General features: G+C 30.9%; 26 protein-coding genes. 14 read left to right on the plus strand and 12 right to left on the minus strand.

From position 1 onward, the window contains the following. Positions 1–33: 33 nt before the first annotated feature. The 4 genes from QHG34_RS01190 to QHG34_RS01205 form a co-directional block, all read right to left on the minus strand. Positions 34–339 (minus strand): hypothetical protein, encoded by a 306-nt coding sequence (locus QHG34_RS01190; protein WP_282628266.1) that lies wholly within the window; start codon positions 337–339, stop codon positions 34–36. 167 nt (positions 340–506) lie between these two features. After that, positions 507–938 carry a hypothetical protein gene (locus QHG34_RS01195; RefSeq protein ID WP_282628267.1) on the minus strand — a complete coding sequence of 144 codons (432 nt, stop codon included), beginning with the start codon at positions 936–938 and terminating at the stop codon, positions 507–509. 92 nt (positions 939–1,030) lie between these two features. Continuing rightward, a complete protein-coding gene (locus QHG34_RS01200) occupies positions 1,031–1,687 on the minus strand; it encodes an NAD(P)-dependent oxidoreductase (protein ID WP_282628268.1) in 657 nt (218 codons plus the stop codon). 54 nt (positions 1,688–1,741) lie between these two features. Continuing rightward, positions 1,742–2,146, minus strand: coding sequence for an RrF2 family transcriptional regulator (locus tag QHG34_RS01205; protein ID WP_282628269.1), 405 nt, complete (start codon positions 2,144–2,146; stop codon positions 1,742–1,744). Between the two features lie 110 nt (positions 2,147–2,256). Here QHG34_RS01205 and QHG34_RS01210 point away from each other — a divergent pair, with 110 nt between their 5' ends. From QHG34_RS01210 to QHG34_RS01235, 6 genes are all read left to right on the plus strand, one after another. Next, complete coding sequence (locus tag QHG34_RS01210; protein ID WP_282628270.1) at positions 2,257–2,832, plus strand: Crp/Fnr family transcriptional regulator; 576 nt, start codon at positions 2,257–2,259, stop codon at positions 2,830–2,832. Beyond that, complete coding sequence (locus QHG34_RS01215; protein WP_282628271.1) at positions 2,825–3,424, plus strand: hypothetical protein; 600 nt, start codon at positions 2,825–2,827, stop codon at positions 3,422–3,424. Before QHG34_RS01210 ends, QHG34_RS01215 begins: the two co-directional genes overlap by 8 nt. An 81-nt stretch (positions 3,425–3,505) precedes the next feature. Continuing rightward, entirely contained in the window at positions 3,506–4,264 is a 759-nt protein-coding gene (locus QHG34_RS01220; RefSeq protein ID WP_282628272.1) for a DUF4241 domain-containing protein, read from the plus strand. Between the two features lie 78 nt (positions 4,265–4,342). Further along, positions 4,343–4,732, plus strand: coding sequence for an energy transducer TonB (locus tag QHG34_RS01225; protein WP_282628273.1), 390 nt, complete (start codon positions 4,343–4,345; stop codon positions 4,730–4,732). Between the two features lie 72 nt (positions 4,733–4,804). After that, positions 4,805–6,505, plus strand: coding sequence for an RluA family pseudouridine synthase (locus tag QHG34_RS01230; RefSeq protein WP_282628275.1), 1,701 nt, complete (start codon positions 4,805–4,807; stop codon positions 6,503–6,505). 21 nt (positions 6,506–6,526) lie between these two features. Then, positions 6,527–6,880, plus strand: coding sequence for a hypothetical protein (locus QHG34_RS01235; RefSeq protein WP_282628276.1), 354 nt, complete (start codon positions 6,527–6,529; stop codon positions 6,878–6,880). A 58-nt stretch (positions 6,881–6,938) separates the two neighbouring features. Here QHG34_RS01235 and QHG34_RS01240 read toward each other — a convergent pair whose 3' ends face one another. The 5 genes from QHG34_RS01240 to QHG34_RS01260 all read right to left on the minus strand — a co-directional run bounded on the left by QHG34_RS01240 (position 6,939) and on the right by QHG34_RS01260 (position 14,047). Next, positions 6,939–8,345: an efflux transporter outer membrane subunit gene (locus QHG34_RS01240; RefSeq protein WP_282628277.1), complete on the minus strand. Its 1,407-nt coding sequence runs from the start codon at positions 8,343–8,345 to the stop codon at positions 6,939–6,941. Positions 8,346–8,347: 2 nt separating this feature from the next. Then, positions 8,348–11,503 carry an efflux RND transporter permease subunit gene (locus tag QHG34_RS01245; RefSeq protein WP_282628278.1) on the minus strand — a complete coding sequence of 1,052 codons (3,156 nt, stop codon included), beginning with the start codon at positions 11,501–11,503 and terminating at the stop codon, positions 8,348–8,350. A gap of 12 nt (positions 11,504–11,515) precedes the next feature. After that, on the minus strand, positions 11,516–12,754 hold the full coding sequence (locus QHG34_RS01250) for an efflux RND transporter periplasmic adaptor subunit (protein WP_282628279.1): 1,239 nt from the start codon (positions 12,752–12,754) through the stop codon (positions 11,516–11,518). Between the two features lie 7 nt (positions 12,755–12,761). Beyond that, complete coding sequence (locus QHG34_RS01255; protein WP_282628280.1) at positions 12,762–13,256, minus strand: GbsR/MarR family transcriptional regulator; 495 nt, start codon at positions 13,254–13,256, stop codon at positions 12,762–12,764. Between the two features lie 212 nt (positions 13,257–13,468). Then, the gene (locus QHG34_RS01260; protein ID WP_282628281.1) at positions 13,469–14,047 is read right to left on the minus strand and encodes a hypothetical protein; all 579 of its coding nucleotides are present in this window, start codon (positions 14,045–14,047) and stop codon (positions 13,469–13,471) included. Positions 14,048–14,148: 101 nt separating this feature from the next. Here QHG34_RS01260 and QHG34_RS01265 point away from each other — a divergent pair, with 101 nt between their 5' ends. Together QHG34_RS01265 and QHG34_RS01270 are read left to right on the plus strand one after the other, a co-directional pair. Then, a complete protein-coding gene (locus tag QHG34_RS01265) occupies positions 14,149–14,754 on the plus strand; it encodes a hypothetical protein (protein ID WP_282628282.1) in 606 nt (201 codons plus the stop codon). Positions 14,755–14,835: 81 nt separating this feature from the next. Beyond that, complete coding sequence (locus tag QHG34_RS01270) at positions 14,836–15,282, plus strand: KTSC domain-containing protein (RefSeq protein WP_282628283.1); 447 nt, start codon at positions 14,836–14,838, stop codon at positions 15,280–15,282. A gap of 52 nt (positions 15,283–15,334) precedes the next feature. Here QHG34_RS01270 and QHG34_RS01275 read toward each other — a convergent pair whose 3' ends face one another. The 3 genes from QHG34_RS01275 to QHG34_RS01285 form a co-directional block, all read right to left on the minus strand. Beyond that, positions 15,335–16,756 (minus strand): hypothetical protein, encoded by a 1,422-nt coding sequence (locus QHG34_RS01275; protein ID WP_282628284.1) that lies wholly within the window; start codon positions 16,754–16,756, stop codon positions 15,335–15,337. A 118-nt stretch (positions 16,757–16,874) separates the two neighbouring features. Beyond that, positions 16,875–17,849, minus strand: coding sequence for a deoxyhypusine synthase family protein (locus QHG34_RS01280; RefSeq protein ID WP_282628285.1), 975 nt, complete (start codon positions 17,847–17,849; stop codon positions 16,875–16,877). Positions 17,850–17,880: 31 nt separating this feature from the next. Beyond that, positions 17,881–19,263: a type III PLP-dependent enzyme domain-containing protein gene (locus QHG34_RS01285; RefSeq protein ID WP_282628286.1), complete on the minus strand. Its 1,383-nt coding sequence runs from the start codon at positions 19,261–19,263 to the stop codon at positions 17,881–17,883. Between the two features lie 417 nt (positions 19,264–19,680). On the opposite strand from QHG34_RS01285, the gene QHG34_RS01290 reads away from it, so the two are divergent. The 6 genes from QHG34_RS01290 (at position 19,681) to QHG34_RS01315 (ending at position 24,925) form a co-directional block, all read left to right on the plus strand. After that, positions 19,681–20,454, plus strand: coding sequence for a ParA family protein (locus tag QHG34_RS01290; protein WP_282628287.1), 774 nt, complete (start codon positions 19,681–19,683; stop codon positions 20,452–20,454). Between the two features lie 5 nt (positions 20,455–20,459). Further along, positions 20,460–21,356 carry a ParB/RepB/Spo0J family partition protein gene (locus QHG34_RS01295; RefSeq protein ID WP_282628288.1) on the plus strand — a complete coding sequence of 299 codons (897 nt, stop codon included), beginning with the start codon at positions 20,460–20,462 and terminating at the stop codon, positions 21,354–21,356. Further along, positions 21,346–21,918 carry a DUF5683 domain-containing protein gene (locus QHG34_RS01300; RefSeq protein ID WP_282628289.1) on the plus strand — a complete coding sequence of 191 codons (573 nt, stop codon included), beginning with the start codon at positions 21,346–21,348 and terminating at the stop codon, positions 21,916–21,918. Before QHG34_RS01295 ends, QHG34_RS01300 begins: the two co-directional genes overlap by 11 nt. An 8-nt stretch (positions 21,919–21,926) precedes the next feature. After that, positions 21,927–22,631, plus strand: coding sequence for a 4-hydroxy-tetrahydrodipicolinate reductase (dapB, locus tag QHG34_RS01305; RefSeq protein ID WP_282628290.1), 705 nt, complete (start codon positions 21,927–21,929; stop codon positions 22,629–22,631). A gap of 26 nt (positions 22,632–22,657) precedes the next feature. Beyond that, on the plus strand, positions 22,658–24,220 hold the full coding sequence (gene lepB, locus QHG34_RS01310) for a signal peptidase I (RefSeq protein WP_282628291.1): 1,563 nt from the start codon (positions 22,658–22,660) through the stop codon (positions 24,218–24,220). Between the two features lie 99 nt (positions 24,221–24,319). Then, entirely contained in the window at positions 24,320–24,925 is a 606-nt protein-coding gene (locus QHG34_RS01315) for a WbqC family protein (protein ID WP_282628292.1), read from the plus strand. Positions 24,926–24,927 lie beyond the last annotated feature (2 nt).

Below are 24,927 nucleotides of genomic sequence, written 5' to 3' on the forward strand. Positions count from 1 at the left end.
AAAAATTCAAAATCAATATGTAATCAATTATAATTATGAATGTTTAGGCGGTTGCCAAATAGAATCTAAATAATAAGAATAAATATAGTTTTCATCAGAAAAAGTAATAGGTTCTTGATGAATTTCTTTGTCAATTTTAGGAACTTCGAAAACAATGATTGGTAAATAACTGTGATCGATATGTGCTACCTCAATTTTTATGAAAGGTAATTTTTGATCAGTTTTCCAATCCTCGTCTATTTCGTGTCCACCGTAATGATGTTGAATAAAAACAATCATTTCATCAACTAAATCATCACTTTGTAGATGTTCAATAAAATGTTCAATAAAAATAGGCAACTTGTACAATTGCGAGAATTGTGTAGAAGTTGTTAAATATAAAAATATAAGTATTTTAGTTGCCCAAAGTTTCACGTTACCAAAAATACAATTATTTGAATAAAAACTGAAATGATTTTTAAAAGGTATTAACAAAAAAAGAGAACTAAATAAAGTTTAGCTCTCTTTTAAATTACATTTTTGAAGAAAATATTTTCAGGATTTTGTGGATCGATTAAAATATCAATTTCTTTTCCTTTTTTTATTTCTATATTTTTGTTTACATCTCCAAAATATTCAAACTCTGTATAAATCATTTGGTTATCTTTCGGATGTTTATAAAACACTTCTACAATATATTCTGGTAAGTGATTTACGTTAAGTAAGGTTCTTTTTATTTCTACAATGTGCGCTTTTACTTTTACTCCTTTATTTATTATTCTGTTGTAATCAAAAAAATCAGAAATGTTTTTTACTCCAAAATAAGAGGCTAATAAACTGCTAATTAAGATTAAAAATCCTAATAATTTATCTAATAAAAATTCAAAATTTAAAAACTTACAAAGTAAAACTAAACCTAAACTTAGTATGACTAAACTAATTCCGGTATATAATTTCATTCTACTTATTTTACTAGTAAAAGTCATAAATCATACCAAAAGAAAATTATAGCCTAATAAAATAAAAAATATTTTATTTTTTAACTTTTACACTAATACGCTGCTGTAAATCTTTGTTTAATATGCTTTGCATTTTCTACTTCATCAGCAATAATTACTGCAACATCTTCTACTGATAAAATACTGTGCCCTGACTCATCAAATACAGGAACATCTGTTCCTAATCTGTATGTACCTATTCTTACACCAGAAGTTCCTTGATGCATTTCTGGAGCTGGAGAAAAATATGTCCAATCCAATTCTTCATTATTTTGTAAAGTATTAAAATAATCTCTTGCAGCACTTGCTCCAGGTTTTATTTCATCTGGAAAACCAGGTGCGTCTACTATTTGTAATTCTTTCTGATCATTTACATACAAACTACCTGCTCCACCAACTACAATCAATCGTTTTACACCAGCTTGTTTTGTTGCTTGCTCAATTGCGTTAGACCCTTTGATATAATCGTTGTACAAATCAGGATTTGTCCAGCCAGCATTATAAGCACTTATTACAACGTCGGCTCCTTGTAAATCTGTCACCAACGCTTCTATATTGTTAACATCAACTTCTACAGCTGCAACATTTTTACTTACGATCACTTTATCTTTGTTTCTTGAAAAAGCTTTGATAGAATGATTTCTATTGATTAATTCTTTTACGATTTCTGAGCCTACAAATCCTGTTGCTCCTATTACTGCTACTCTCATTTTTATCTATTTATAATGTAATTACTTTTGTTACAATTAAAGTTACAAAAAACCTTAAAATTGATCAGAAAATTCTTTTAATGTTTTTTGATTTAATGTTTTAATTAATTCATTTTCGGCACTATCAAACAATAATTCTAAATTTTGATTCATTTCTTTTCCAATAGGACAAATTGGATTGGTTTGGTTCATCTTCCCAAAAACATTTTCTTGATTGACTAATTTGTAAACATCGCCCAAAAAAATATCATTCGGATTTTTAATCAAATAACATCCTCCTTCTTTTCCTTTCTTCGAATCAATAAATTCTGCTTCTCGCAATAATTTAATTTCACGGCGAACCACAACTGGATTGACATTGATACTTCCTGCTATAAAGTCTGAAGTAATTACATCACCTTGATTTTTTTCGGTTAAAACTAAAATATGAATTGCTGTTGCGAATCTTAAATTATTCATTTCATTAAATTGCTTTTGCAAAGATAGAATTAAAATTTATATTGTAACAAATTTTGTTACATTTTTATATATCATAAAAACAACTAAATTTGTTGAATACAAAACAATGTATGGAAAACTATAAAAAACATTTACAAAATATTATCGACCTTACAGATGATCAATGGGCTAAAATAGAAAACGTTTTAGTAGAGAAAAAGGTAAAAAAGAACGAGTTTATCTTAGAGCCAGGTGAATATGCTGAGGACTATTTTTTTGTAGAGTCTGGTGTAATTAGATCATATACAATTGATGAAAATGGGAAAGAACATGTCCTACAATTTGGTACAGAAAACTGGATTGTAAGCGACCGAAACAGTGCTTTTTGCAAACAAGAATCTAAGTTTTATATTCAAGCAATTGAAGATTCTACCATTATTTTATTGAATGAGAAACTGAATAATTTTATATCAGAAATCAATCCCGAATTTCTACCTGCTCAATTAAAATTAGTTCAAAATCATGTGCGCAGCCTTCAAGATCGTATTAATTTACTTCTTGGCGCAACAGCAAAAACACGTTATTTAGAATTTATGCGTCTCTACCCTAACCAACTTTCTCGCATACCACAATGGATGATTGCCTCGTACCTTGGTATAACACCAGAAAGTTTAAGTAGAGTTCGTAAAGAAATAGCACATGGATAAATATAGTTTTGATCTTTTTGTAAAAGAAAAACCGAAAAAAGATCCCAAAAGTATTGTAAAAATGATTCTGTCTTTTATCGCAGTTTCAATCATAAGTTATGTGTTTTTAGAATTAAATATTTTTAAGAATCAGACCTATTATTACATTTTTATTGGAGTTTTAGCAACAATTGTAGCTTATTTGAATGGTTTTTTTAAGAAGCCTGAAATAACTTTGGATGGAAAAATAGACGGAAAACTAACTTTTACAAATGATGGAATTCAGATTAATGATCAATTCTATCCAATCAAAGATTTATATTCTGTTATAATCGAAAACAACGATTATGTTGGTAAAAAAGTAAAAGAATTTGGTGAATTTGAATTACCAAATGGTTCGCATGGAGTTAGTAATTTAATTACAATCAAAACGAAAAGTAATCAGTTTGTAGAAGCTAATTTTAAGCAAAACAAAGAAAATGAGTTTGCTAAAATGGAAGCTATTTTGATCAACTATTTCAAACATCAATTGTTGTCTGAAGAAGATTTAGTAGAAATTCTGAAATTGGAACATGATATTGATAAACGTGAATTAAACAAAAAATTGAAATAATTTTTAACCTATCACTAACATTCAAAATCTACACTACTACCAATAATTAACGTACTTTTGTAACAATTAAAACAAAATAATATGCAACCAACAGCAGAATGGTTAAAAACTTGGGAATCTAAACGCGAATTTACGTTGGCTCCTAACGATTTAGAAAAATATTTTACAGATAAAGAAATTGGTGGTGTAGAAATCGACCAAATAGAAATGGGAGAAGTTTCTCTTCCTTCTGGTAAAATTTTCGTGAACGATCCGCTTGGCGAATATCTTGCAATGGACAAAGATCCTTATTTCTTAGAGACACCAAAAGGTAATTTTCCTGTAACCGCAAGTATCGTAAAATACGAAGACGACGGTGATGTTGAGAATTTAATCGGTTGTGTAAAAGTTGCTTTTACAAACGAAAAGCCTGTTCGTTACGAAGAAGCAATGAAAGGAATTGAATTGATTGACGAATTACAAGAAGGTGAATACTTTGGTTTTTCTATCGAAAGTGGCTTAGCTACAATTGTTGATGCTGAAGCTAAAGAGTCTTTCGTGAAATTTATCGATGAATTTGAAAGTAAAGGAAATGATGTTAATCTTTATGATGACTATTTCAATGCATTATTTGTAGAAAACGCAAAAAATAATCCGAAATATCAATCAGAAGAAGGAGATTGGATTAATTGGACTGTTCCTGCTACAGAATTTAAAGCACCAATTTTTCAAGCTGGTTTTGGAGAAGGAATTTATCCTGCTTACTTCGGTTACAATGAAAAAGGTGAAATCGTTGCATTTTACATTCAATTTATCGATGCTGAATTAGAAGATTCTGAAGAAGATGAAGATTGGTTGTAAAATATAATCAAACAAGATAATTCAAATCCCTCAATTTTGTATTGTGGGATTTTTTTATATTTATACAAACCAAACCTAATGAAAAACTATTTATTAATACTCATTGTCTTTTTTTGTTGTCAAATTAATGCGCAAGATAGTTTAAAAGAACCTACAATTCTTAATATACAAGTAGATAAGAAAGCTGAATATCCTGGAGGACATATTGCTTTATTCAAATTTATATCTGATAATATTATTTATCCCGATGATATTGAAAAATCAGGAGTTGAATTAGTAGAGTTTATTATAGATCAGGAAGGAAATATTATTAAGGATAAAATAAAAATAATAACAAGTTTATCACCTTCACTTGATAAAGAAGTGATAAGAGTTATATCATTGATGCCTAAATGGGAACCAGCAGAATATAAAAGAGAAAAAGTAAAAATACTATATAAGTTGCCTATAAGATATAATTTAGAATAATTGTTACAATCATTTCAACTATAATCAAAAAATTTATATTTCAGAATTTACCCGTTATAATGTAACTTTGCAATGAATTTACACAACGCAATGTCTCAATATTTTCAATATTTTAAACAACCCATTTCATCATACGAGATTCCAAAAAATCTTGATTATCCATTTTACTATGAGCCAACTGAAATTGCGAAACAAGCGTGTGAAGAGTTGCAAGAATACTTGGAAAATCAAACTGATTTTGAACATAATTTTGGTTTAGAAAATGACCTATCTTCTACACCGATTGGTAAAATGTTTGGTGTTTTAGTTGTACGAAATCAAAAGAATGAAATTGGATATTTAGCAGCAGTTTCAGGTAAGTTAGCCAATACAAATCAACACAAAATTTTTGTCCCACCTATTTTTGATATGTTGAACAAAGATGGTTTTTTTTTAGATCAAGAAGAACGTCTTAATGAAATCAATCGTGAGTTAGAATCACTGGAAAAGGATAAAAACTATCTACGTTTAAAAGAAGATTTTATTCAATTTGAAATCGATTCTAAATCAAAAATTGAAGAAGGAAAACAACTTTTAAAGGCAAATAAAAAAGAACGAAAATTTCAAAGAGAGACAATTTCTCCTACTTTATCTCAAGAAGAAATCCAGTTTTTTGAAGAAGATTTAGTGAAGCAAAGTTTACGTGATAAATATGAATTTAGAATGCTAAACGAACATCTTGAACTAGAAAAAAATCAAATTGTTTCACAAATAAATGAATATGAAAGTACAATCAATTCATTAAAAGAAGAAAGGAAAAATAAATCAAATTCACTTCAAAATCAATTATTTGACCAATATCAATTCTATAATAAGTTTAAGCAAAAAAAAAGCTTAAGAGAAATTTTTGAACAAACTGCTTTTCAACAACCTCCTGCAGCAGCTGGAGAATGTGCGGCTCCAAAATTATTTCAATATGCTTTTCAGAATGATTTAGACCCCATTTGTATGGCGGAGTTTTGGTGGGGAGATTCTCCTAAATCTGAAGTCAGAAAACACCAAAACTTCTACCCTGCTTGTACAGGTAAATGTGAACCTATTTTGGGACATATGTTACATGGAATTGAGTTGGATAAGAATCCTTTGTTACAGCAAAATGCACAAGTTGAATCGTTAGAAATCATTTATCAAGATGAAGATATTGTTGTAATAAATAAACCCGAAGAATTTCTTTCTGTTCCAGGGATTGAGATTAAAGACTCTGTTTATTTACGCATAAAACAGCTATTCCCCAAAGCTACTGGCCCTATTATCGTTCATCGGTTAGACATGGCAACTTCTGGAATTTTAGTTTTAGCATTAAACAAAGAAAGTCATAAACATCTTCAACAACAATTTATAAAAAGAAAAGTAAACAAGCGTTACATTGCTTTGTTAGACGGTAATGTTGAGCAAAATGAAGGAATGATTGATCTTCCTTTACGTGTTGATTTAGATGATCGTCCAAGGCAAATGGTTTGTTATGAGCACGGAAAATCTTCTCGCACTCGTTATGAAGTAATTAAACGAAAAGATAACAAAACATTGATTCATTTTTACCCGATTACTGGACGAACACATCAATTGAGAATGCATGCTTCACATATATTGGGTCTGAATACTCCAATTATTGGTGATGATTTATACGGAACTAAAGCAAATAGATTGCATTTACATGCCGAATATTTGGATTTTATACATCCTACGACAAAAGAATTGATGAAATTTCAGGTCGAAGCAAATTTTAATCTCTAATTTTACAGCAGAATATATACAATGGAAGAAAAACAATTGACGATAAGAGAAGTCATATATCGCGATATGCATACGCTTGTAATGGCTAAATTACATAATGGAGAAAATATTTCGATTAATGATTTGATTGATATATCATCTTATTTAGCTGCAAGTTTATTTCGTCAACGATGGAAACTGAAAGGAGAATTAACAGAAGAGGAAGTAAACATTGTTTTAGGTAATATTGGTGATTTTTGCAACGAACATTTTGGCGAGTATTTTACGCAAGAAGATTTTGATAAAATTGTAAAAATTTCTCAATTATTATTACAAAAACCTACTTTTGATAATGATTCAGAAGAATTTTTTGATCAAATTATAAAAAGCAAATAATTATACTCATAAAAAAACCTCCAAAATTTTGGAGGTTTTTTTGTTTATGTCAAATCGCTTATTGCCATCCTCCACCTACAGCACGATACAACTCGACCATAGATGTTAACGATGATAATTTAGCATTTACTACATTCAATTCAGCATTAAGACCATTATCTCTCGCTGTAATTACTTCTAAATAATTTGCCATACCATAGTTTAACAATTCTTCAGAATTTGAAATTGCTTGATTGTATAACAAATATTCTTTTTGTTTATAATCTGCTTTCTTTACAGCTGCATCATACGTATAAAGCGCATCTGAAACTTCTTTACTCGCATTCAAAATTTTGCTTTTATATGTAATCAAAGCCTTTTCTTGATTAGCTAAAGCAACTTCTTTTTGTGTACGTATTTTACGCTGTTGTAACAAGGGCTGTGTAAGACCACCGATTACAGTTGCAAAAATAGATTGAGCACTAAACAATTTATCAATATCAATACCTTGTACACCTCCTGTTGCAGAAATTGTTAAAGACGGATAGAAACTTGCATTAGCAACGTTTACATTCTCAAAAGCATTCATCAAACCAAACTCAGCAGCTTTGATATCAGGACGATTTTCTAATAATTGAGCTGGAACACCAACTGATAATTTAGAATTGATATTTTGAGCACTTAAAGTAGAACGACTAATTGATTGAGGATTACTTCCTAATAAAACACTTAAAACGTTCTCATTCAATTTAATTCCATTCTCAACATCAACCAATAATGATTTAACATTGTATAACTGAGCTTCTGTTTGATTAACAGCAACTTCCGTGACATTTCCTGCTTCTTTAAGCGCTTTAGTTGTTTCTAAACTTTGTTCGCGGTTGATTAAGGTTTTGTCTAAGATAATTTTTTGCTCATCCAAGGCTAATAAATTATAGTAAGCATTTGCAATAGATGCAACAATTTGCGTTTTTACTGCTTTGTGCGCCTCTATTGTTTGCAAATATGTAGCAGCCGAAGCTCTTTGATTACTTCTAATTTTGCCCCAAATATCTGCTTCCCAGCTTAAGTTACCAGAAACTTCGTATTGACTTTGACTTCTATCAGTCATCATTGCACCAAATGGTGTATTACGAGAACTTTCTGAAAATGTATATTTTGGTCCAACAGATAAAGTTGGTAAATAGCCTGCTTTACCTTGCTTTGCATACGCCTCAGCGACTGCAATATTTTGCAGTGCCGAGCGAATGTCTAAATTATTTTGTAAACCTTGATTAATCAAAGCTTGTAATTGACCATCTGTAAAAATTTGCTTGTAAGATACAGTTGCTACAGTAGCACTATCTTTCGCTATAACATCTGTTCTGAAATTAGCTTCATTTACAACAGCTTCTGGGCGATTGTAATCTTTTGCTACAAAACAAGACTGAACAGCAAATAAACCAGCCGCAATTAAAGTAATATTAAATATTCTGTACTTTTTCATAATTAGATTGATTTATTATGTTCAACTTCTTCTTGTGGACGATCAAATTTCATTGGTTTAATTTTTTCTTGAATTGTTTGGAAAACAACAAACAATACTGGAATAACAAATAATCCTAAAACTGTACCAATTAACAATCCAAATGCAGCTCCTGTTGCTACAGAACGGTTACCTGCAGAAGAAACTCCCGTTGCAAATACCAATGGCATCAAACCTAAAATAAAAGCAAAAGATGTCATCAAAATTGGACGTAAACGAGCTTTAGCTCCATCAACAGCAGCTTGAACAATTGTCATTCCATGTGCACGTCTTTGTAAAGCGAACTCTACAATCAGAATGGCATTCTTGGCCAATAAACCAACCAACATGACTAAGGCAATCTGGAAATAAATATTGTTTTCTAATCCTGCAATCCATTGAGAGAAATATGCTCCCATCATACCACAAGGTACTGATAACAATACAGCTAATGGTAAAACATAAGATTCATATTGTGCAGATAAAATAAAGTAAACAAACACAATACATAAAGCAAAAATCATTGCTGTTTGCGAACCAGAGTTAATCTCTTCACGTGTTAAACCTGTAAAGTCTGTTCCGTATGAGCTAGATAATGTTTGCTCAGAAACTTGGTTAATTGCAGCAATCGCATCACCCGTAGAATAACCTGGTTTTACAGCTCCTGTAATATTAGCAGATGTAAACAAGTTGAAACGGTTAACAGAGTTAGGACCATAAACACGCTCTAAAGTAACAAACTGAGAAACTGGTGTCATAGCTCCTGTAGCTGTTTTTACAAACATTTTGTTTAAACTCATTTCGTTAATACGATCGTCTGGTGAAGACTGAATGTACACACGATATTGTTTACCAAAACGCGTAAAATCTGCTGCGTATAATCCTCCAATATAACCTTGTAAAGTAGAGAAGATAGAACTAACTGAAACTCCTGCTTGTTTTGCTCTTTCGATGTTTACATTAATCTCATATTGAGGGAAATTCGTATTTAACGATGTTTGCGCATACTGAATTTCTGGACGTTGCATTAATGCACCAATGTATTCTTTTGCTACTTTATCAAAATCCGTAATTTCTCCTCCTGATTTATCTAATAATTTTAACTCAAAACCAGATGACATACCAAAACCAGGAATTGCTGGTGGTTGGAAGAAAATCATTTGTGCATCAGGAATTGTTGCTGCTGCACCAAATAATTGTCCTGTAATTGCTTGTACTGATAAATCTGGAGTTGTACGCTCTTCGAAAGGTTTCAATTTAACGAACATCATACCATAGTTAGATCCAGCACCAGAAATAATAGAGTTACCAGAAATAATCGTTGCTTTATCAATTCCAGGAATCTTAGCAATTTTTTTCTGAAATTCTCTTTCTACTTCATACACACGGTCCATAGAAGCACCAGCTGGTAATTCAATATTACCGATGATAAATCCATTATCCTCTGCAGGTACAAATCCAGTTGGCATTACTTTACCTATTCCCCAAATTCCTACTCCACTTAAAATAATAAGTAAGAAAGAAATCCATTTATGTTTAACTAAGAATTTGAAAGAGTTACCATATTTATGAGTCATTCTATCAAATGCAGCATTAAATGCATCAAAGAAACGTTGAATAAAATTACGTTTTTGTTCACCTTCTTGATGTGGTTTTAAGAATAAAGCACATAAGGCTGGTGATAATGTTAAGGCATTTAAAGCAGAAATTAAAATGGCTACGATCAACGTAATACCAAACTGTTTATAGAAAACTCCGGTTGGACCTGCAATAAATGTCACTGGAACGAATACCGCACACATTACTAAGGTAATCGAAACGATAGCTCCAGAAATTTCATCCATCGCATTTTTAGTAGCGTCCATAGGAGTTTCATGATGCGATTCCATTCGGGCATGCACCGCTTCCACTACAACAATGGCATCATCCACCACAATACCAATGGCGAGCACTAAGGCAAATAACGTTAATAAGTTTAACGAGAATCCTGCCAAATTAAGGAAGAAGAATGTACCAATAATAGATACAGGAACGGCAATTAATGGAACTAATGTAGAACGGAAATCTTGTAAGAAAATATATACTACAATAAATACCAAAATAAATGCCTCGATCATTGTATGAACAACTTTCTCGATAGATGCATCTAAGAATGTATTTGTATCCATTAAGATAGTATAAGAAACACCATCTGGTAACTGAGATTCAGCTTTCTTTAATTCTTCTCTTAAATTTACAATAATCTCTTGCGCATTAGAACCTGGTGTTTGATAAACAGCAAATACAGCTGAAGGATCTCCATTCATAGAAGAACGACCAGCGTAAGATTGTGCTCCAAACTCTACATTCGCAACATCTTTTAATCTTAAAACTTGTCCATTTGGCAAAGATTTAATTACGATATTACGGTATTGATCTTCTGTTTTATAACGTCCAGAATAAGTTATTGTATATTGGAATGATTGTCCTGAGTTGTCTCCTAACGATCCGGCTGCAGCTTCAAGAGATTCTTGAGATAATGCAGCTGAAACATCTGAAGGTATCAAACCATAACTCGCCATACGAGATGGATCTAGCCAAATACGCATAGAATAAGTCATCGCACCAAAAACAGTTGCATCCCCTACACCATTTACACGTTTTAACGCTGGTATAATATTGATATTCAGATAATTTTGTAAGAATATCTCATCATACTTAGGATTAGTAGAATAAAACGACGTAAACATCAAGGCAGATGTTTGTTGTTTTTGTGTTACAACCCCAGAACGTGTTACCTCTGCAGGCAATAAAGGTGTAGCACGAGCAACACGATTTTGTACGTTTACTTGCGCAATATCCCCATCAACTCCGGGTTTAAAAATAACGTCGATAGATGCAGAACCATTGTTAGAAGCTGTAGACTGAATATAATCCATCCCTTCAACTCCATTCACTTGTTCTTCTATCGGAATAATAACAGACTCCATTACTGTTTTGGCATTTGCTCCAGGATATGAAGCAGAAATCTTAACAGTTGAGGGAGCAATGTCTGGATATTGAGTAACCGGAAGCGCAGTAAGCCCCAGTATACCCAATATAAGTATAAGTATAGAAATTACCGTAGATAATACGGGTCTTTCAATAAATGTTTTTAACATATCTCTTTACAATTAAAAAATTGGTTTAGTAGAATTTACAATAGAATCAAAGTTTGCTGGTGTTGGTTTAACAGCTGTTTTATCTCTTAATTTACCTACACCTTGTGCTACTACTTTATCTCCTTTCTTCACTCCTTCTTTTACAACAGCCATATTACCAGATCTTTCTACAACAGTAATTGGTGTTGCGTAAGCAGTATCTTTTGTTACTTTGTACACATAAGTTAAACCTTGTTGCTCAAAAGTAGCAGCTTCTGGTACAACCAATACATCAACAAATGTTTTAGGAACACGAATACGACCAGAGTTTCCGTTTGCTAAAATTTTAGCAGGATTATTGAACGTTACACGGAAATCAATTGTTCCTGTTGTTGGATTAATTTGCCCTGTAACAGTCTGAATTTTTCCTTTTTCAGGATAAATATCTCCATTTGCTAAAACCAATTCTACTGGTGGAATTTTATTTAATTTTTCCTTTAATGTCGTACCCTCAGATTTCGAAATGAAATTTAAATACTCTTTCTCATTCATTGAGAAATAAGCATATACTCTACTTGTATTAGAAACTGTTGTAATTGCAATTTGATCTGTAGGACCAACTAATGTTCCTTGACGAGAATTAATTGCACCAACAACTCCACTAATAGGGGCACGAACTACAGAATAATCTACATTAGCTTGTGCTCCTTTATAACTTGCTTGCGCTTGAGAAACACCAGCTTGCGCCTGAGATTTAGCAGCAACAGCTTGATTATAACTAGCTTGAGCTCTAGCTAAATTTGCTTTTGCTGTTTCTAATTGTACATTACTAATAATATTTTTTTGTACTAACGGAGTTAATTTATTCACTTCTACCTGAGCTGCTTGTACTGCTGCTTGCGCTGCACTTACATTTGCCTGAGCTGCCTTTACATTAGCTTGTGCTGCCCCAACTCCAGATTTTAATGCATCTGCATTTTGTGTTAATACATTTGTTTCTAATTTGAATAAAGGTTGACCAGCTTGTACATACTGACCTTCATCAACATAAACTTCTGTAATGTAACCTTGTATCTTAGCACGAACATCGTTATTTACAACTCCTTCAATATTTGTAGGATACTCATCATAACTTGTTACCACTTTTGTAGGTACATCAACTACCGGATACGGAGCTGGACCTTGTGCTTGTTGTGCTGCATTGTCCTTTTTACCACAAGAACTTAGCGCCACAGCTAAAGCACCAACCATTATAACGTTAACGTTTTTCATATTACTTTTACTTATTATCTAGTTGAATTTTGTTAATTTTTTGAATTGTTTCTTCTAATAATTGCTTTGTTTGACTCAAATGATCCAAATAAATATCAATCACTCTATTTTCCACATTCTTAGAAAGTGTATTATTTTTAGCTTTATGATCTTTTATTCTATTCGTAAAGACAATGTCTTGAGAAATCATTTCAAATAAAAAATCTAACTTTTCGGTTAAATAATTAAAATTCAACCTAAAATATCTTTTTCGAGAGTTTATCTTATTGATATACTCAATATGTTTCATGGACAGTAAATAGTTAATCGAATTTGATAAAGAACTTTTACTTACATTGAAAACCTCAAGAAGCTCTTCAAACGTAAATCCTTCTTCACTTGATTCTAAAACCATGTAAGCTTGCAACTTTGCAGTTAATGGCGGAAACTTATACGTTTTTTCCAAGAATGCGCTAAAACTGCAAAAAAGGTCATTGTTTGACGCTTCATTTTCTATATTCATAATTGTGTTAAGCTATTTAAAACGTTGCAAATATAGCACAGTTAGTTCGGTTTTTACAGAACTAACTATATTATTTTACAGACTTAACAATAAATTAAACTTATAACCCTCAATCGTTAAATATTTCTTAATTGAATTAAAATCATCAAAAATTAAACCAAACAAACCTCATAATAAATTGATAACGATAATACTAAAACAAAAAACTCATCTTAAAAAGATGAGCTATTCAATATAAGTTCAGATTTTAATGGCGTTAGTAATAAAAAATCGTCAATAGATTTTACATCCTCATAATAATCGGATTGTAAATCTTCATGAAACTTACTAAACAAAGTGCGAAGCATTTTTAATCTCCCAGCTTGATACTTATACAGTTTTTCTGCATTATCTCCTGTTGTATATTCTGTAAATAAGAAAGGAAAACGATTAAAAGATTCGTGTAAAATATATTTTCTTAATTCAAATTCTGATGTTTTATCTTTTGTAATCTGTACATGATAATTAACAATTCCACTCATTGATTTAAGACACAATAGTAATTGACGATGGCTTCTTGTTATATTAACTTGATTAATTAAATGACGAGATTTAACAAATTGAATATCAATTTTTTCAAACACTTTTTTTGTTCGATCAATTAAATCATTTTCATCTTCTAATAACTGAAAATGAAGATGCTCTACCAACGTATCGTCCTTGTTTATTAATCGCAACAACAGCTTATCTTTTTCCTTAATAGGTAAATCTAAAATTGCAGATTTCAACTCTGGCACATCCTTCAAATTCATGTGATATTTGTTTACTATTATTTTATGCTCTAAAATACAAAATAATTCTAAAAATTAAACTCAACAAAATAATGTATATTCGAGAACAATTTACAACTAACATGACTAAAACACTCAAAATTTATAGTATATTTTCTATCAGCTTGATTGTAATTTTATCATTACTCAATTATATAGATTTAAACATCAAAGGTGATTATACTTACATACTACTTGCCTGGTTTTGGATTTTCTTTACTTTTTATATTATCATTACAAATTGGAAATTAATTTATGTAAAGATTTATGCGATTGTTCTCGCATTTTTGATTTTTTTGAGCATTTTACCAATGGCAATTCCATTTTTGGCGATTGTTAGTTTTTTGACAAATAGTAATGTAATTCAAAAAGTTCCGATTAATAACGAGTATAAAATTGAATTACAAAAGCAAGTTCTCGGAATGGAACGTGTCTATATTTATAAAACGACTTCGAAATTTTTGGTTTTAGAAAAAACTGAAAATCTTTGTCGTCCCGATTATTTAAGCGTTTTAGGTGAAGTTTTGAATATGAATGAAGATCATGAAAATTTGTATGAATTAAAAGATTCTCCTATACAACACGCCAAATTAATTTCAATAAACCAGGATAGTATTGGAATTGAATATCAAATTCTGAACAAGAAAAAAATCGTTTATCATCATCTAAAAGAAGACTATGGATATTAAATAATTGATATGAATGTATATTTAATCCGTATTCGTCATTAATAATGATTACTTTTGCACTCCGAAAATAGGATTATAATTATGAAAAACGTTGTTGAGCACAGAAAATTACTTGGAGTAGATAAAACTGCTACGCTAAAAGAATTGAAAGCAATTTACAGAAATACGATGAAAGACGCGCATCCTGATAAATTTGTAAATGATGAAGCGGGAAGAATTGCTGCAGAAGAAAAGAGTAAAGTTGTGATTGAGGCTTACCACTTTTTAGTAAGTATAAACCCAGAAACACACGAAAAAAACAAAGAAGAATATACGGCTACAACTGCAAAATCTAACATTCATGACTTTTACATGGATGAGCAAATTTTGAAAGTAGAACATTTAGATGGAAATCATTACGAGTACTTTGGTGTTCCTAAAAACACGTACATCAAAATGGTAAATTCTGATTCGCCAAGCCGTTTTGCAAGAAGACACATCTATGGTAAATTTACGCATAGAAAAGCTGGTGAAGCAATGAAAGATTAATTATCGAAAACGATATAAAACAAAAAAACCACTTCTTGCGAAGTGGTTTTTTTTATACTTTTTCAAACAATTCTTCATTTACTACAATGCCTAAATTCTTTTCATTATGTTTTAAATGATTTACAACATATCCAGAAAACCCAATATGTTTTAACATAAGTTTATTAATTAATTTATTCAATCGAAAAGATATTTGATTTATTTCTTTATAATCCTCTGTCCCTTCATTAATATTTCTTCCATGAAGAAAATTATTTCTATGATTAATTGCATTTATTTCATCTGAATTTAACTCTATATCACATAAATTAAAAGGCTCTAAAAGTTTATTTCTATTTGTAGGTTTGTTAATATTTTCAATATTTTTCCTTAAGATTTCAATTGAATTATCACCTCCAAGCTCTATTATATCTTGAGAAAAAACATCTAGAACTTCTTTTAGCTTAGCAATAAAATTTTTAGAGATCTTTTTATCTATAATTGGCTTTAAACCCTTATTTTCTTTAATTAGAATATTAGTTAATCTTTCTAAAGCAACTGAATAACAAGCCGGTTTTAGAATTAAACTTGACACATTTGCTTCAATAATTAACAAAATTACAATTGCATAATTTTCATCAAAATGAACCAAATTACAAAGCTTAGAAAACAAAAAAGAATCAAACACTTTTAACTTATCTCCAACAACTTTAATAATACCATCATCATTGGAGTAACCATATGGATTTGAAAAAATAGGATTATATATTCCTTTCGAATAAATTGATGGACGTAATTGTAGGTACGAAAAACCATCAATAACATTGAAATCATTGTCTTTGGAAGTAATATAATATGCTTCATCCTGAATAAAATCTCCAGAAAGAAAACCGTATGAAATCATAATTGAATGACATAAGTCTGCAAACTCATCAACATCAATCTGTTCGTCTGAATCTATAATAAAATAACGTTTATCTTCTCGTTTTGTTTCATAAAGATTAAAACTTAAGTGAGCCATTTTAAATGATAAAAAACTCCTAGCATAAAACATATTTTCATCACAATATGTCTTTGCTTCTATAAAATAGAAAAGTTGAGCATTTTTATTGTTAACAGGAATTACGAAACGGCAAAAAACTTTATTTTCTAAATTAAAGTCTTTTTTTAATTCATGTATTTCTCCATAGAAATAATCCACATTGTCAACATTATTTGTTTTTGTAAGATAAAAATTTGAAATATTACATGTATATTTCCCTACAAATAATACAATATCAAAAGATATATCATTCCTTAGACACTCAAAAAGCTTTTCATTAAATTCAATATTTAGATCAAATCCGCCTAGTTTATTTTTATTTAATAGTCCATTTAAATTTTCTATATTAAACATTGGAATATTAATATAAACATTCTTTTTTTCAATTAAATCAAAAATTAAGTTAAATGTAGTATCAAAATAAATTGTTTTTATATCTTTTTGTAGTTTCATAATTAATAAAATGATAATTTTCTAAATTACAAAAGTAAATATTTTTAATACTATCCTATAAGCATAAAAAAACCACTTCTAAATGAAGTGGTTTTTTTATATCTATAGATTTTAAATCTTAGTGACCTAAAATGTAAGCAAAAATTAATGGTGCTACGATAGTTGCATCAGATTCGATCATGTATTTTGGTGTATCGATATCTAATTTACCCCATGTAATTTTTTCGTTTGGAACAGCTCCTGAATAAGATCCGTAAGATGTTGTAGAGTCAGAAATTTGACAGAAATAAGCCCAGAAAGGAACATCTGTCCACTCTAAATCTTGGTACATCATTGGAACAACACAAATAGGGAAATCTCCAGAGATACCACCTGCAATTTGGAAGAAACCTACACCTTTACCTTCAGAATTTGCGCGATACCATTCTGTTAAGTAAATCATGTACTCAATTCCAGATTTTACTGTAGAGGCTTTTAAATTTCCTTTGATTACGTTAGACGCAAAAATATTTCCTGTTGTAGAATCTTCCCAACCTGGACAAACGATAGGTAAATTTTTCTCAGCTGCAGCAACAATCCAAGAGTCTTTAGGGTCAATTTCGTAGTATTGCTCTAAAACGCCAGAATTTACAACTTGGTATAAGAATTCGTGTGGTAAATAACGCTCACCTTTTTCTTCTGCCGCATGCCAAACATCTTCTAAATGTTGTTGTAAACGACGGAAAGCTTCCTCTTCAGGAATACAAGTATCTGTAACACGGTTGAAATGTGTATCTAATAATTCGCGCTCTTGCTCTGGTGTTAAATCACGGTAATTTGGAATTCTTTTATAGTGAGAATGCGCAACTAAATTCATTACGTCTTCTTCTAAATTTGCTCCTGTACAAGAAATGATGTGTACTTTATCTTGACGAATCATTTCTGCTAATGAAATTCCTAATTCAGCAGTAGACATTGCACCACCCAAAGAAATTAACATTTTACCACCTTCTAACAAGTGTTGCTCGTAACCTTTTGCAGCATCTACTAATGCAGCAGAATTAAAGTGTCTGTAATTATGTTCAATAAACTGACTAATTGGTCCTTTGCTCATTTTATTTGTTTTTTATTTATTTAAAATTCAATTATTTATAACCCAAAGTATTCAACACATCTTGATGCGTTTGCTCTTCAGAATATACTTTTGTATTATAGTTTTCATCAATCAAAAGATATTTGGGTTGAGGAATCAAACAGTGGTTAATTCCACCAAAACCACTAATATTATCTTGATATGCTCCTGTATTAAAGAAACCAATATACAATGGTTTTGCTTGATCATATTTCGGAAGATAAATGGCATTTACATGTTGCTCTGAGTTATAATAATCGTCAGAATCACATGTTAAACCTCCTAATAATACGCGTTCATATTTATCGTACCAACGGTTAATTGGTAACATGACAAATCGTTTCGAAATTGCCCAAGCATCTGGTAAAGTTGTCATAAAAGATGAATCAATCATATCCCAATACTCTTTATCATTTTGTTTCTTTTGATAAAGAATTTTGTAGACTACTCCTCCACTTTCTCCTACTGTAAACGAACCAAATTCTGTAAAAATATTTGGAACAGGAATTCCTTCTTCATCACAAATCATTTTAATTTGTAACAAGATTTCTTTCGCCATGTATTCGTAATCATATTCGAAATTCAACGAATTTTTGATTGGGAATCCACCACCAATATTCAAACTATCTAATTCTGGACAAACTTTTTTAAGGTTTACATAAACTCTCAAACATTTTGTCAACTCATTCCAATAATATGAATTGTCTTTAATTCCTGTATTAATAAAGAAATGAAGCATTTTCAATTTAATGCGTTCATTTGGTTTTACCATTGTTTGATAAAACGGTACAATATCCTTGTAGCCAATTCCTAAACGAGAGGTATAAAACTCAAATTTCGGTTCTTCTTCTGATGCAATACGAATTCCGATTTCAAAATCGCCTTCTATCGCTTCCGAAAACAAATCAACTTCTTCGTAATTATCAATTACAGTAATTGTTTTGCGGTGACCATTATTTACTAAACGTGCAATGTTTTCTACGTATTCTTCACGTTTAAAACCGTTACAAACTACATATTGATCTTCATTTATCAATCCTTCTTGCATTAAATTCTCAACAATATTAATGTCAAATGCAGAAGATGTCTCGATATGAATATCATTTTTAAGTGCTTCGCCTAAAATGTGGCGGAAATGTGAACTTTTTGTACAATAACAATAATTGTAAGTTCCTTCATAGTTTAGCTCTTCGCGCGCTTTTTCAAACCAACCTTTCGCTTTCTGAATGTTTTGTGAAATCTTAGGTAAATAAGTAAATTTTAATGGTGTACCATGTTCTTCGACCAAAGCTTTTAGGTCAATTCCATTAAATTTTAAGTACTCTCCATCTAATTCAAATTCATCTTGTGGAAAGTCAAATGATTGCGTGATTAAATCTATGTATTTAGTTTTCATTATGCTTTTTAAATGTTACGTGTGTTGAATAATTCTAAAAATTTTGCGAAAAAAAATTTAGGGTATTACAGACGTATCGCATAATATACATTGCGAAGCAATAAAGGGAAAGAATAATTCTTAAATTCGTTTCTATTCATTAAAACTACTGCGTTAAAGCTCTTTCTATTCTCTACGCTTTCGAATAAAAGGTTAAAACTCATCAACTTTTTTCTTAAAAAAATTATAAAAATACTTGTCGCAAATATAAGTTTTTTAATTCTGTTAAAAAGATAAAATAATATTAAAATTTATGGAATCAAACACATGATTTCAATCAATAATTAAATTAATCGACAATTGTTCAAAAATTTATTTTTTCTTTAAGGTTTAGCAAGGTTAAATATTGTATTTTTGAAATCGTTTTGAACGTAAATTATGGGTAAAATTATTGCTATTGCTAACCAAAAAGGTGGTGTTGGTAAAACGACAACTTCGTTAAACCTTGCCGCTTCATTAGGTGTTTTAGAGAAAAAAGTTTTATTAATTGACGCAGATCCGCAAGCAAATGCAACATCTGGTTTGGGTTTTGATTTGGATGAAATCGAAGCAGGAACCTATGAAGTATTGGAAAATGAAGTACTTGCGAGCAAAGCTATTTTACAATCAGAATCGCCAAACCTAGACTTGATGCCTGCTCATTTAGATTTAGTTGCTGCCGAGATTGAGATTGTGGATTATGAGAACCGCGAATACATGTTAAAAAACGCGTTGTCGGAAATCAAAGATCAATATGATTATATTATTATAGATTGCGCGCCTTCTCTTGGTTTGATTACACTTAATGCGCTTACAGCTGCTGATTCTGTGGTTATTCCTATTCAGTGCGAATATTTCGCGTTAGAAGGTTTAGGAAAATTATTAAATACGATAAAAGGAATTCAACAACATCACAACAAGGAATTGGATATCGAAGGTTTATTGTTAACGATGTACGATTCGCGCTTACGTCTTTCTAATCAGGTTTTAGACGAAGTGAACAATCATTTTCCGCAAATGGTTTTCAAAACAATTATTACTCGAAATGTACGTTTGTCAGAAGCACCAAGTTTTGGCGAAACAATTATTCAGTACGATGCTGCGAGTAAAGGTGCAGAAAATTACTTAAATTTAGCGCGTGAATTTTTAATTAACAACAACGATACAGTTTAAATAAAATGGCAAAGCCAAATAAAAATAATCGCTTGGGACGTGGATTATCTGCTCTATTAAAGGATGAACCAACTGTAAAAACAGCACAAGATGAAGGTGCAAAAAAATTGGTTGGAAACATTTTGGAAATAGATTTAGAAAAAATCACCGCGAATCCTTGGCAACCACGAACTAATTTCGATAAAAAAGCTTTAGAGGAATTGGTTTCATCTATTCAAACATTAGGCGTTATTCAACCGATTACGATTCGTAAAAAACCAACTGGAGAATATGAATTGATTTCTGGTGAAAGACGTTTTCGCGCTTCGCAATTAGCTGGTAAAAAAACAATTCCGGCTTATGTTCGTTTAGCGAATGACCAAGAAATGCTAGAAATGGCATTGGTCGAAAATATTCAGCGTCAAGATTTAGATGCGATCGAAATTGCACTTTCTTACCAACAATTAATTGATGAAATCAAGCTAACGCAAGAGGAATTAAGTAAACGTGTTGGGAAAGACAGAACGTCTATTACCAATTATTTGCGTTTATTGAAATTAGACCCAATCATCCAAACAGGAATTCGTGACGGAATGATCTCGATGGGACACGGACGTGCTTTAATGGCAATTGATGATACGGATTTACAATTTGACATTTATGAAAAAATTGTTCGTAATAACCTATCTGTTCGTGATACTGAAAAATTAATTAAGTCAATTAAAGAAGGTGATGATAAAACAGCTAAGAAAGTTGTGAATGAATTACCTACTCAATACAAAGAAGCATTAAGTTCGATTACAAATTCACTGAAAACAAAAGTCGAAATTAAGCGTGCGCAGAATGGAAAAGGTAAAATTATATTGAATTTTACTTCTGATGATGAATTTGAACGTTTAAGAAAGTTTTTAAATGAAAATTAAATCGCTCTTACTTGGATTAATGTTAGCATCAACGTGTACATTTGCCCAAGTTAAAACAGATTCGCTAATTGTTGTAGATAAGTTGATTGTTCAAGATTCTCTTACTAATACAAAACCTTTGATGGAAAAAAGTCCTATCAAAGCATCATTATATTCTGCAATTTTGCCAGGAGCTGGTCAATTGTATAACAGAAAATGGATTAAAGCTCCAATTGCTTTAGGTTTAGTAGCAACAGGAACAGGTTTTACAATTTATTACAATAATTTATATAAAAAATATCGTCGAGCTTTTATCGCTGTTCGTGAAGGTTCTCCAAATGAATTTTCAGGAATTTTATCGCCAGATCAATTAGCTGTAATTCAAGATGATTACAAAAGAAAACGTGATTATAGTGTTGCTTTAACTGCGTTAGCTTATTTATTAAATGTAGTTGATGCAACAGTAGATGCGCATTTATTTACTGTTCGTAATGATGCAGAAATGTCTTTTAAACCTACGGTTATACAAGACGAAATGACGTTAGAACCAGTTTTGGGACTAGCTTTTAATTTAAAATTTTAATACAAAAAATGAAAATAGCTTTAATTGGATACGGAAGAATGGGTAAAGCCATTGAAGAAATCTTAATCGAAAGAGGACACGAAGTTGTACTCAAAATTTCGCGCACTCCACTTCCCGAAGAATTAAAAAATGTTGAAGTTGCTATAGAGTTTTCAAAACCAGAATATGCATTCGATAACCTTAAAGTATTACTTGAAAACAAAATTGCAACAATTTGTGGTACAACAGGATGGTTAGACAAACAAGACGAAGTTAATCATTTAGCAATTTCTAATAATACTGCTTTTTTATATGCTTCTAACTTCAGTTTAGGAGTCAATTTATTTTTCGAACTAAATCAAGTTTTAGCAAGAATGATGAATAAATATAGAAACGAATATCAGATTAATTTAGAAGAAATTCATCACACACAAAAGCTTGACGCACCTTCTGGTACAGCAATTACAATTGCTGAAGGAATTATAGAAAACACAACTTATAATTCGTGGTCAATGGAAAAAAAATCTGAAGAGATTATTCCTGTAGAAGCAAAACGAATCGAAAACGTACCAGGAACACATATCGTACAATATACTTCTGATGTAGATACTATCGAAATTTCGCATACTGCACATTCGCGCAAAGGTTTTGCTCTTGGAGCTGTAATAGCTGCGGAATGGATTTGGAACAAAGAAGGTGTTTTTACAATGAAAGATGTACTTGAACTAAACTAATACAAAATACTTAATATCAAAAACTTATGCAAATATTAATTTATTGGTTAATCGGTTTTATAATCTCCAATTTAATCTTTGGAGCTGCAACTTGGAAGTTGTTTAAAAATGCAGGAAAACAAGCTTGGCAAGCTTATGTTCCTTTCCTTAATATCTGGAAAGGTTTAGAAATTATTCATCGTCCAAAATGGTGGATTATCTTATTTTATTTGCCAATCGTAGGGCCAATTTTTTGGTTAGTTTTCTTTGTAGATTTAGGTGATGCTTATGGCAAAATAGAAACAAAAGACAAAATCATTATGGTTTTGACTTTAGGTTTATACATTTTCGCTGTAAATTATTCTGATAATCCTAAATATTTAGGTCCAGAACAACGTAAACCTACATTTATTTCTTCATTGATTTTTGCATTAGTATTAGCGACTTTGGTTCACAACTGGTTTATTCAACCCATGATCGTACCAACTGGTTCGATGGAGAATACAATTAAAATTGGTGACGCTTTATTTGTAGAAAAAGTAAGCCACGGTGCTCGTGTTCCGATGACTCCAATAGGTATTCCTTTCTCTGAGTTTATTTACCGTGATGGTTTTATTGATAAAGCTCGTTTACCATATATGAGAATCCCAGGTTGGAGAGAGTTGAAATCAAATGATATAGTTGTTTTCAACTATCCTACAGATTCTGTTTACTCTGCAATTGATCGTAAAGACGCTTATGTAAAACGTTTGGTAGGTTTACCTGGGGAAACAATTCAGGTTCGTAACGGAATTTTATATGTTGACGGAAAAAAATTCATCCCTAAAAAAGATGCGCAAGTTCAACATGCTTATACTGTAATTGTAAAAACACCGTTCAGTGAAAAATTATTATATGATAATTTCGGAATTATTAGCACAGATTATGTAGCTGATAAACAAGCTGACGGAACATTTATCTACAAATTTGCAGCTTTAACAGATGCACACGTTGCAACGATGAAGTCAAATTCTAACACGGTTTCAGTAACTCCTATTCTATCTCCTGTTGGAGAAAAAACAGAACATATTGTAAATGGTAAAATTGATAGTACAAACACTATTTTCCCTGTAAATAAAGCATGGAATACAGATCAATACGGACCTTTATATATTCCGAAAAAAGGAGATTTAGTTGATGTAAACAAAGAAACTCTGCCACAGTACATTAACATTATTCGTAAATACGAGCACAATAATTTACGTGTAGATTCTGCAAATGGTAAATATGATATTTATATTAACGATCAAAAAGCAGCTAAATACGAAATTAAACAAAACTACTATTTTATGATGGGTGACAACAGAAACCAATCATTAGATGCTCGTTTCTTTGGTTACGTAGGAGAAGATCATATCATTGGTCGTCCAATTATGATTTGGGCAAATATGAATGGTGTATTTGAAAAAGCTGCTCCTAAAAAATTCATTTGGGATCGTTTCTTTACTTCTATTAACAATGATAATCCTGACAAAACTTCTTACGGAATTTATGTATTAATTGCCTTAATTGGTTGGATTGGATACGATGTTGTAAAAGCGCGTAAAGACAAAAAGAAAAACAAATATTAATTGAAGAGCGATTAAATTCTTCTAAATAATAAAATTAACAACACTATAAATGTGCATTATAAGCTAATTGTAATGCACATTTCCATATAAAATAATAGAATGAAAAATACTTTTGCGGCTTTTTATTTTGGACCGATTGATTATTATGCAGAAATGGTAAAAAGCCAAAGTTTGAATATTGAAGTTTGTGAAAATTTCCAGAAACAAACGTATCGTAATCGAATGAATATTTTGGGAGCAAACGGAAAATTGATGTTAAATATTCCTATTTTTCACAATGGCACACGTTTGTTCAAAGATTTACAGCCTTCTTATGAGTATGATTGGCAAAAAGAACATATCAAATCGTTAAAATCAGCTTATCAAAGTTCTCCATATTTCGAATATTATGAAGATGATATCATTCCGATTTTAGAACAAAAAGAGAAATTTCTTTTAGATTTTAATCTAAAAACAATTGATTTCATCAACAATAAATTAAAGTTAGATTTAGATATTCAACAAACAGAATCTTATCAATCTATTGATCAAGAGTTTGATTTTAGAAATCAATTTTCAGCTAAAAAACCAGCTCAATATGAATTAACAGAATATGCTCAAGTTTTTGATGATAAATTTGAATTTATTCCGGATTTGAGTATTTTAGACCTATTATTTAGCGAAGGGCCAAGCGCCGTAGTTTATTTAAAAAATTTAATAAAATAACA

The organism is Empedobacter sedimenti (assembly GCF_030005555.1).
GTDB lineage: Bacteria > Bacteroidota > Bacteroidia > Flavobacteriales > Weeksellaceae > Empedobacter > Empedobacter sedimenti.

Excerpts from the sequence above, each read along its gene's own strand:
- QHG34_RS01280 (WP_282628285.1), bottom strand. The coding sequence starts at position 17,849 with ATGAGCAAAGGACCAATTAGTCAGTTTATTGAACATAATTACAGACAC.
- QHG34_RS01255 (WP_282628280.1), bottom strand. The coding sequence starts at position 13,256 with ATGAATATAGAAAATGAAGCGTCAAACAATGACCTTTTTTGCAGTTTT.
- QHG34_RS01290 (WP_282628287.1), top strand. The coding sequence starts at position 19,681 with ATGGGTAAAATTATTGCTATTGCTAACCAAAAAGGTGGTGTTGGTAAA.
- QHG34_RS01250 (WP_282628279.1), bottom strand. The coding sequence starts at position 12,754 with ATGAAAAACGTTAACGTTATAATGGTTGGTGCTTTAGCTGTGGCGCTA.
- QHG34_RS01295 (WP_282628288.1), top strand. The coding sequence starts at position 20,460 with ATGGCAAAGCCAAATAAAAATAATCGCTTGGGACGTGGATTATCTGCT.
- QHG34_RS01205 (WP_282628269.1), bottom strand. The coding sequence starts at position 2,146 with ATGAATAATTTAAGATTCGCAACAGCAATTCATATTTTAGTTTTAACC.
- QHG34_RS01195 (WP_282628267.1), bottom strand. The coding sequence starts at position 938 with ATGAAATTATATACCGGAATTAGTTTAGTCATACTAAGTTTAGGTTTA.
- QHG34_RS01230 (WP_282628275.1), top strand. The coding sequence starts at position 4,805 with ATGAATTTACACAACGCAATGTCTCAATATTTTCAATATTTTAAACAA.
- dapB (WP_282628290.1), top strand. The coding sequence starts at position 21,927 with ATGAAAATAGCTTTAATTGGATACGGAAGAATGGGTAAAGCCATTGAA.
- QHG34_RS01260 (WP_282628281.1), bottom strand. The coding sequence starts at position 14,047 with ATGAATTTGAAGGATGTGCCAGAGTTGAAATCTGCAATTTTAGATTTA.
- QHG34_RS01215 (WP_282628271.1), top strand. The coding sequence starts at position 2,825 with ATGGATAAATATAGTTTTGATCTTTTTGTAAAAGAAAAACCGAAAAAA.
- QHG34_RS01225 (WP_282628273.1), top strand. The coding sequence starts at position 4,343 with ATGAAAAACTATTTATTAATACTCATTGTCTTTTTTTGTTGTCAAATT.
- QHG34_RS01235 (WP_282628276.1), top strand. The coding sequence starts at position 6,527 with ATGGAAGAAAAACAATTGACGATAAGAGAAGTCATATATCGCGATATG.
- QHG34_RS01275 (WP_282628284.1), bottom strand. The coding sequence starts at position 16,756 with ATGAAACTACAAAAAGATATAAAAACAATTTATTTTGATACTACATTT.
- QHG34_RS01210 (WP_282628270.1), top strand. The coding sequence starts at position 2,257 with ATGGAAAACTATAAAAAACATTTACAAAATATTATCGACCTTACAGAT.
- QHG34_RS01270 (WP_282628283.1), top strand. The coding sequence starts at position 14,836 with ATGAAAAACGTTGTTGAGCACAGAAAATTACTTGGAGTAGATAAAACT.
- QHG34_RS01200 (WP_282628268.1), bottom strand. The coding sequence starts at position 1,687 with ATGAGAGTAGCAGTAATAGGAGCAACAGGATTTGTAGGCTCAGAAATC.
- QHG34_RS01220 (WP_282628272.1), top strand. The coding sequence starts at position 3,506 with ATGCAACCAACAGCAGAATGGTTAAAAACTTGGGAATCTAAACGCGAA.
- QHG34_RS01245 (WP_282628278.1), bottom strand. The coding sequence starts at position 11,503 with ATGTTAAAAACATTTATTGAAAGACCCGTATTATCTACGGTAATTTCT.
- QHG34_RS01285 (WP_282628286.1), bottom strand. The coding sequence starts at position 19,263 with ATGAAAACTAAATACATAGATTTAATCACGCAATCATTTGACTTTCCA.
- QHG34_RS01300 (WP_282628289.1), top strand. The coding sequence starts at position 21,346 with ATGAAAATTAAATCGCTCTTACTTGGATTAATGTTAGCATCAACGTGT.
- QHG34_RS01240 (WP_282628277.1), bottom strand. The coding sequence starts at position 8,345 with ATGAAAAAGTACAGAATATTTAATATTACTTTAATTGCGGCTGGTTTA.
- QHG34_RS01265 (WP_282628282.1), top strand. The coding sequence starts at position 14,149 with ATGACTAAAACACTCAAAATTTATAGTATATTTTCTATCAGCTTGATT.
- lepB (WP_282628291.1), top strand. The coding sequence starts at position 22,658 with ATGCAAATATTAATTTATTGGTTAATCGGTTTTATAATCTCCAATTTA.
- QHG34_RS01315 (WP_282628292.1), top strand. The coding sequence starts at position 24,320 with ATGAAAAATACTTTTGCGGCTTTTTATTTTGGACCGATTGATTATTAT.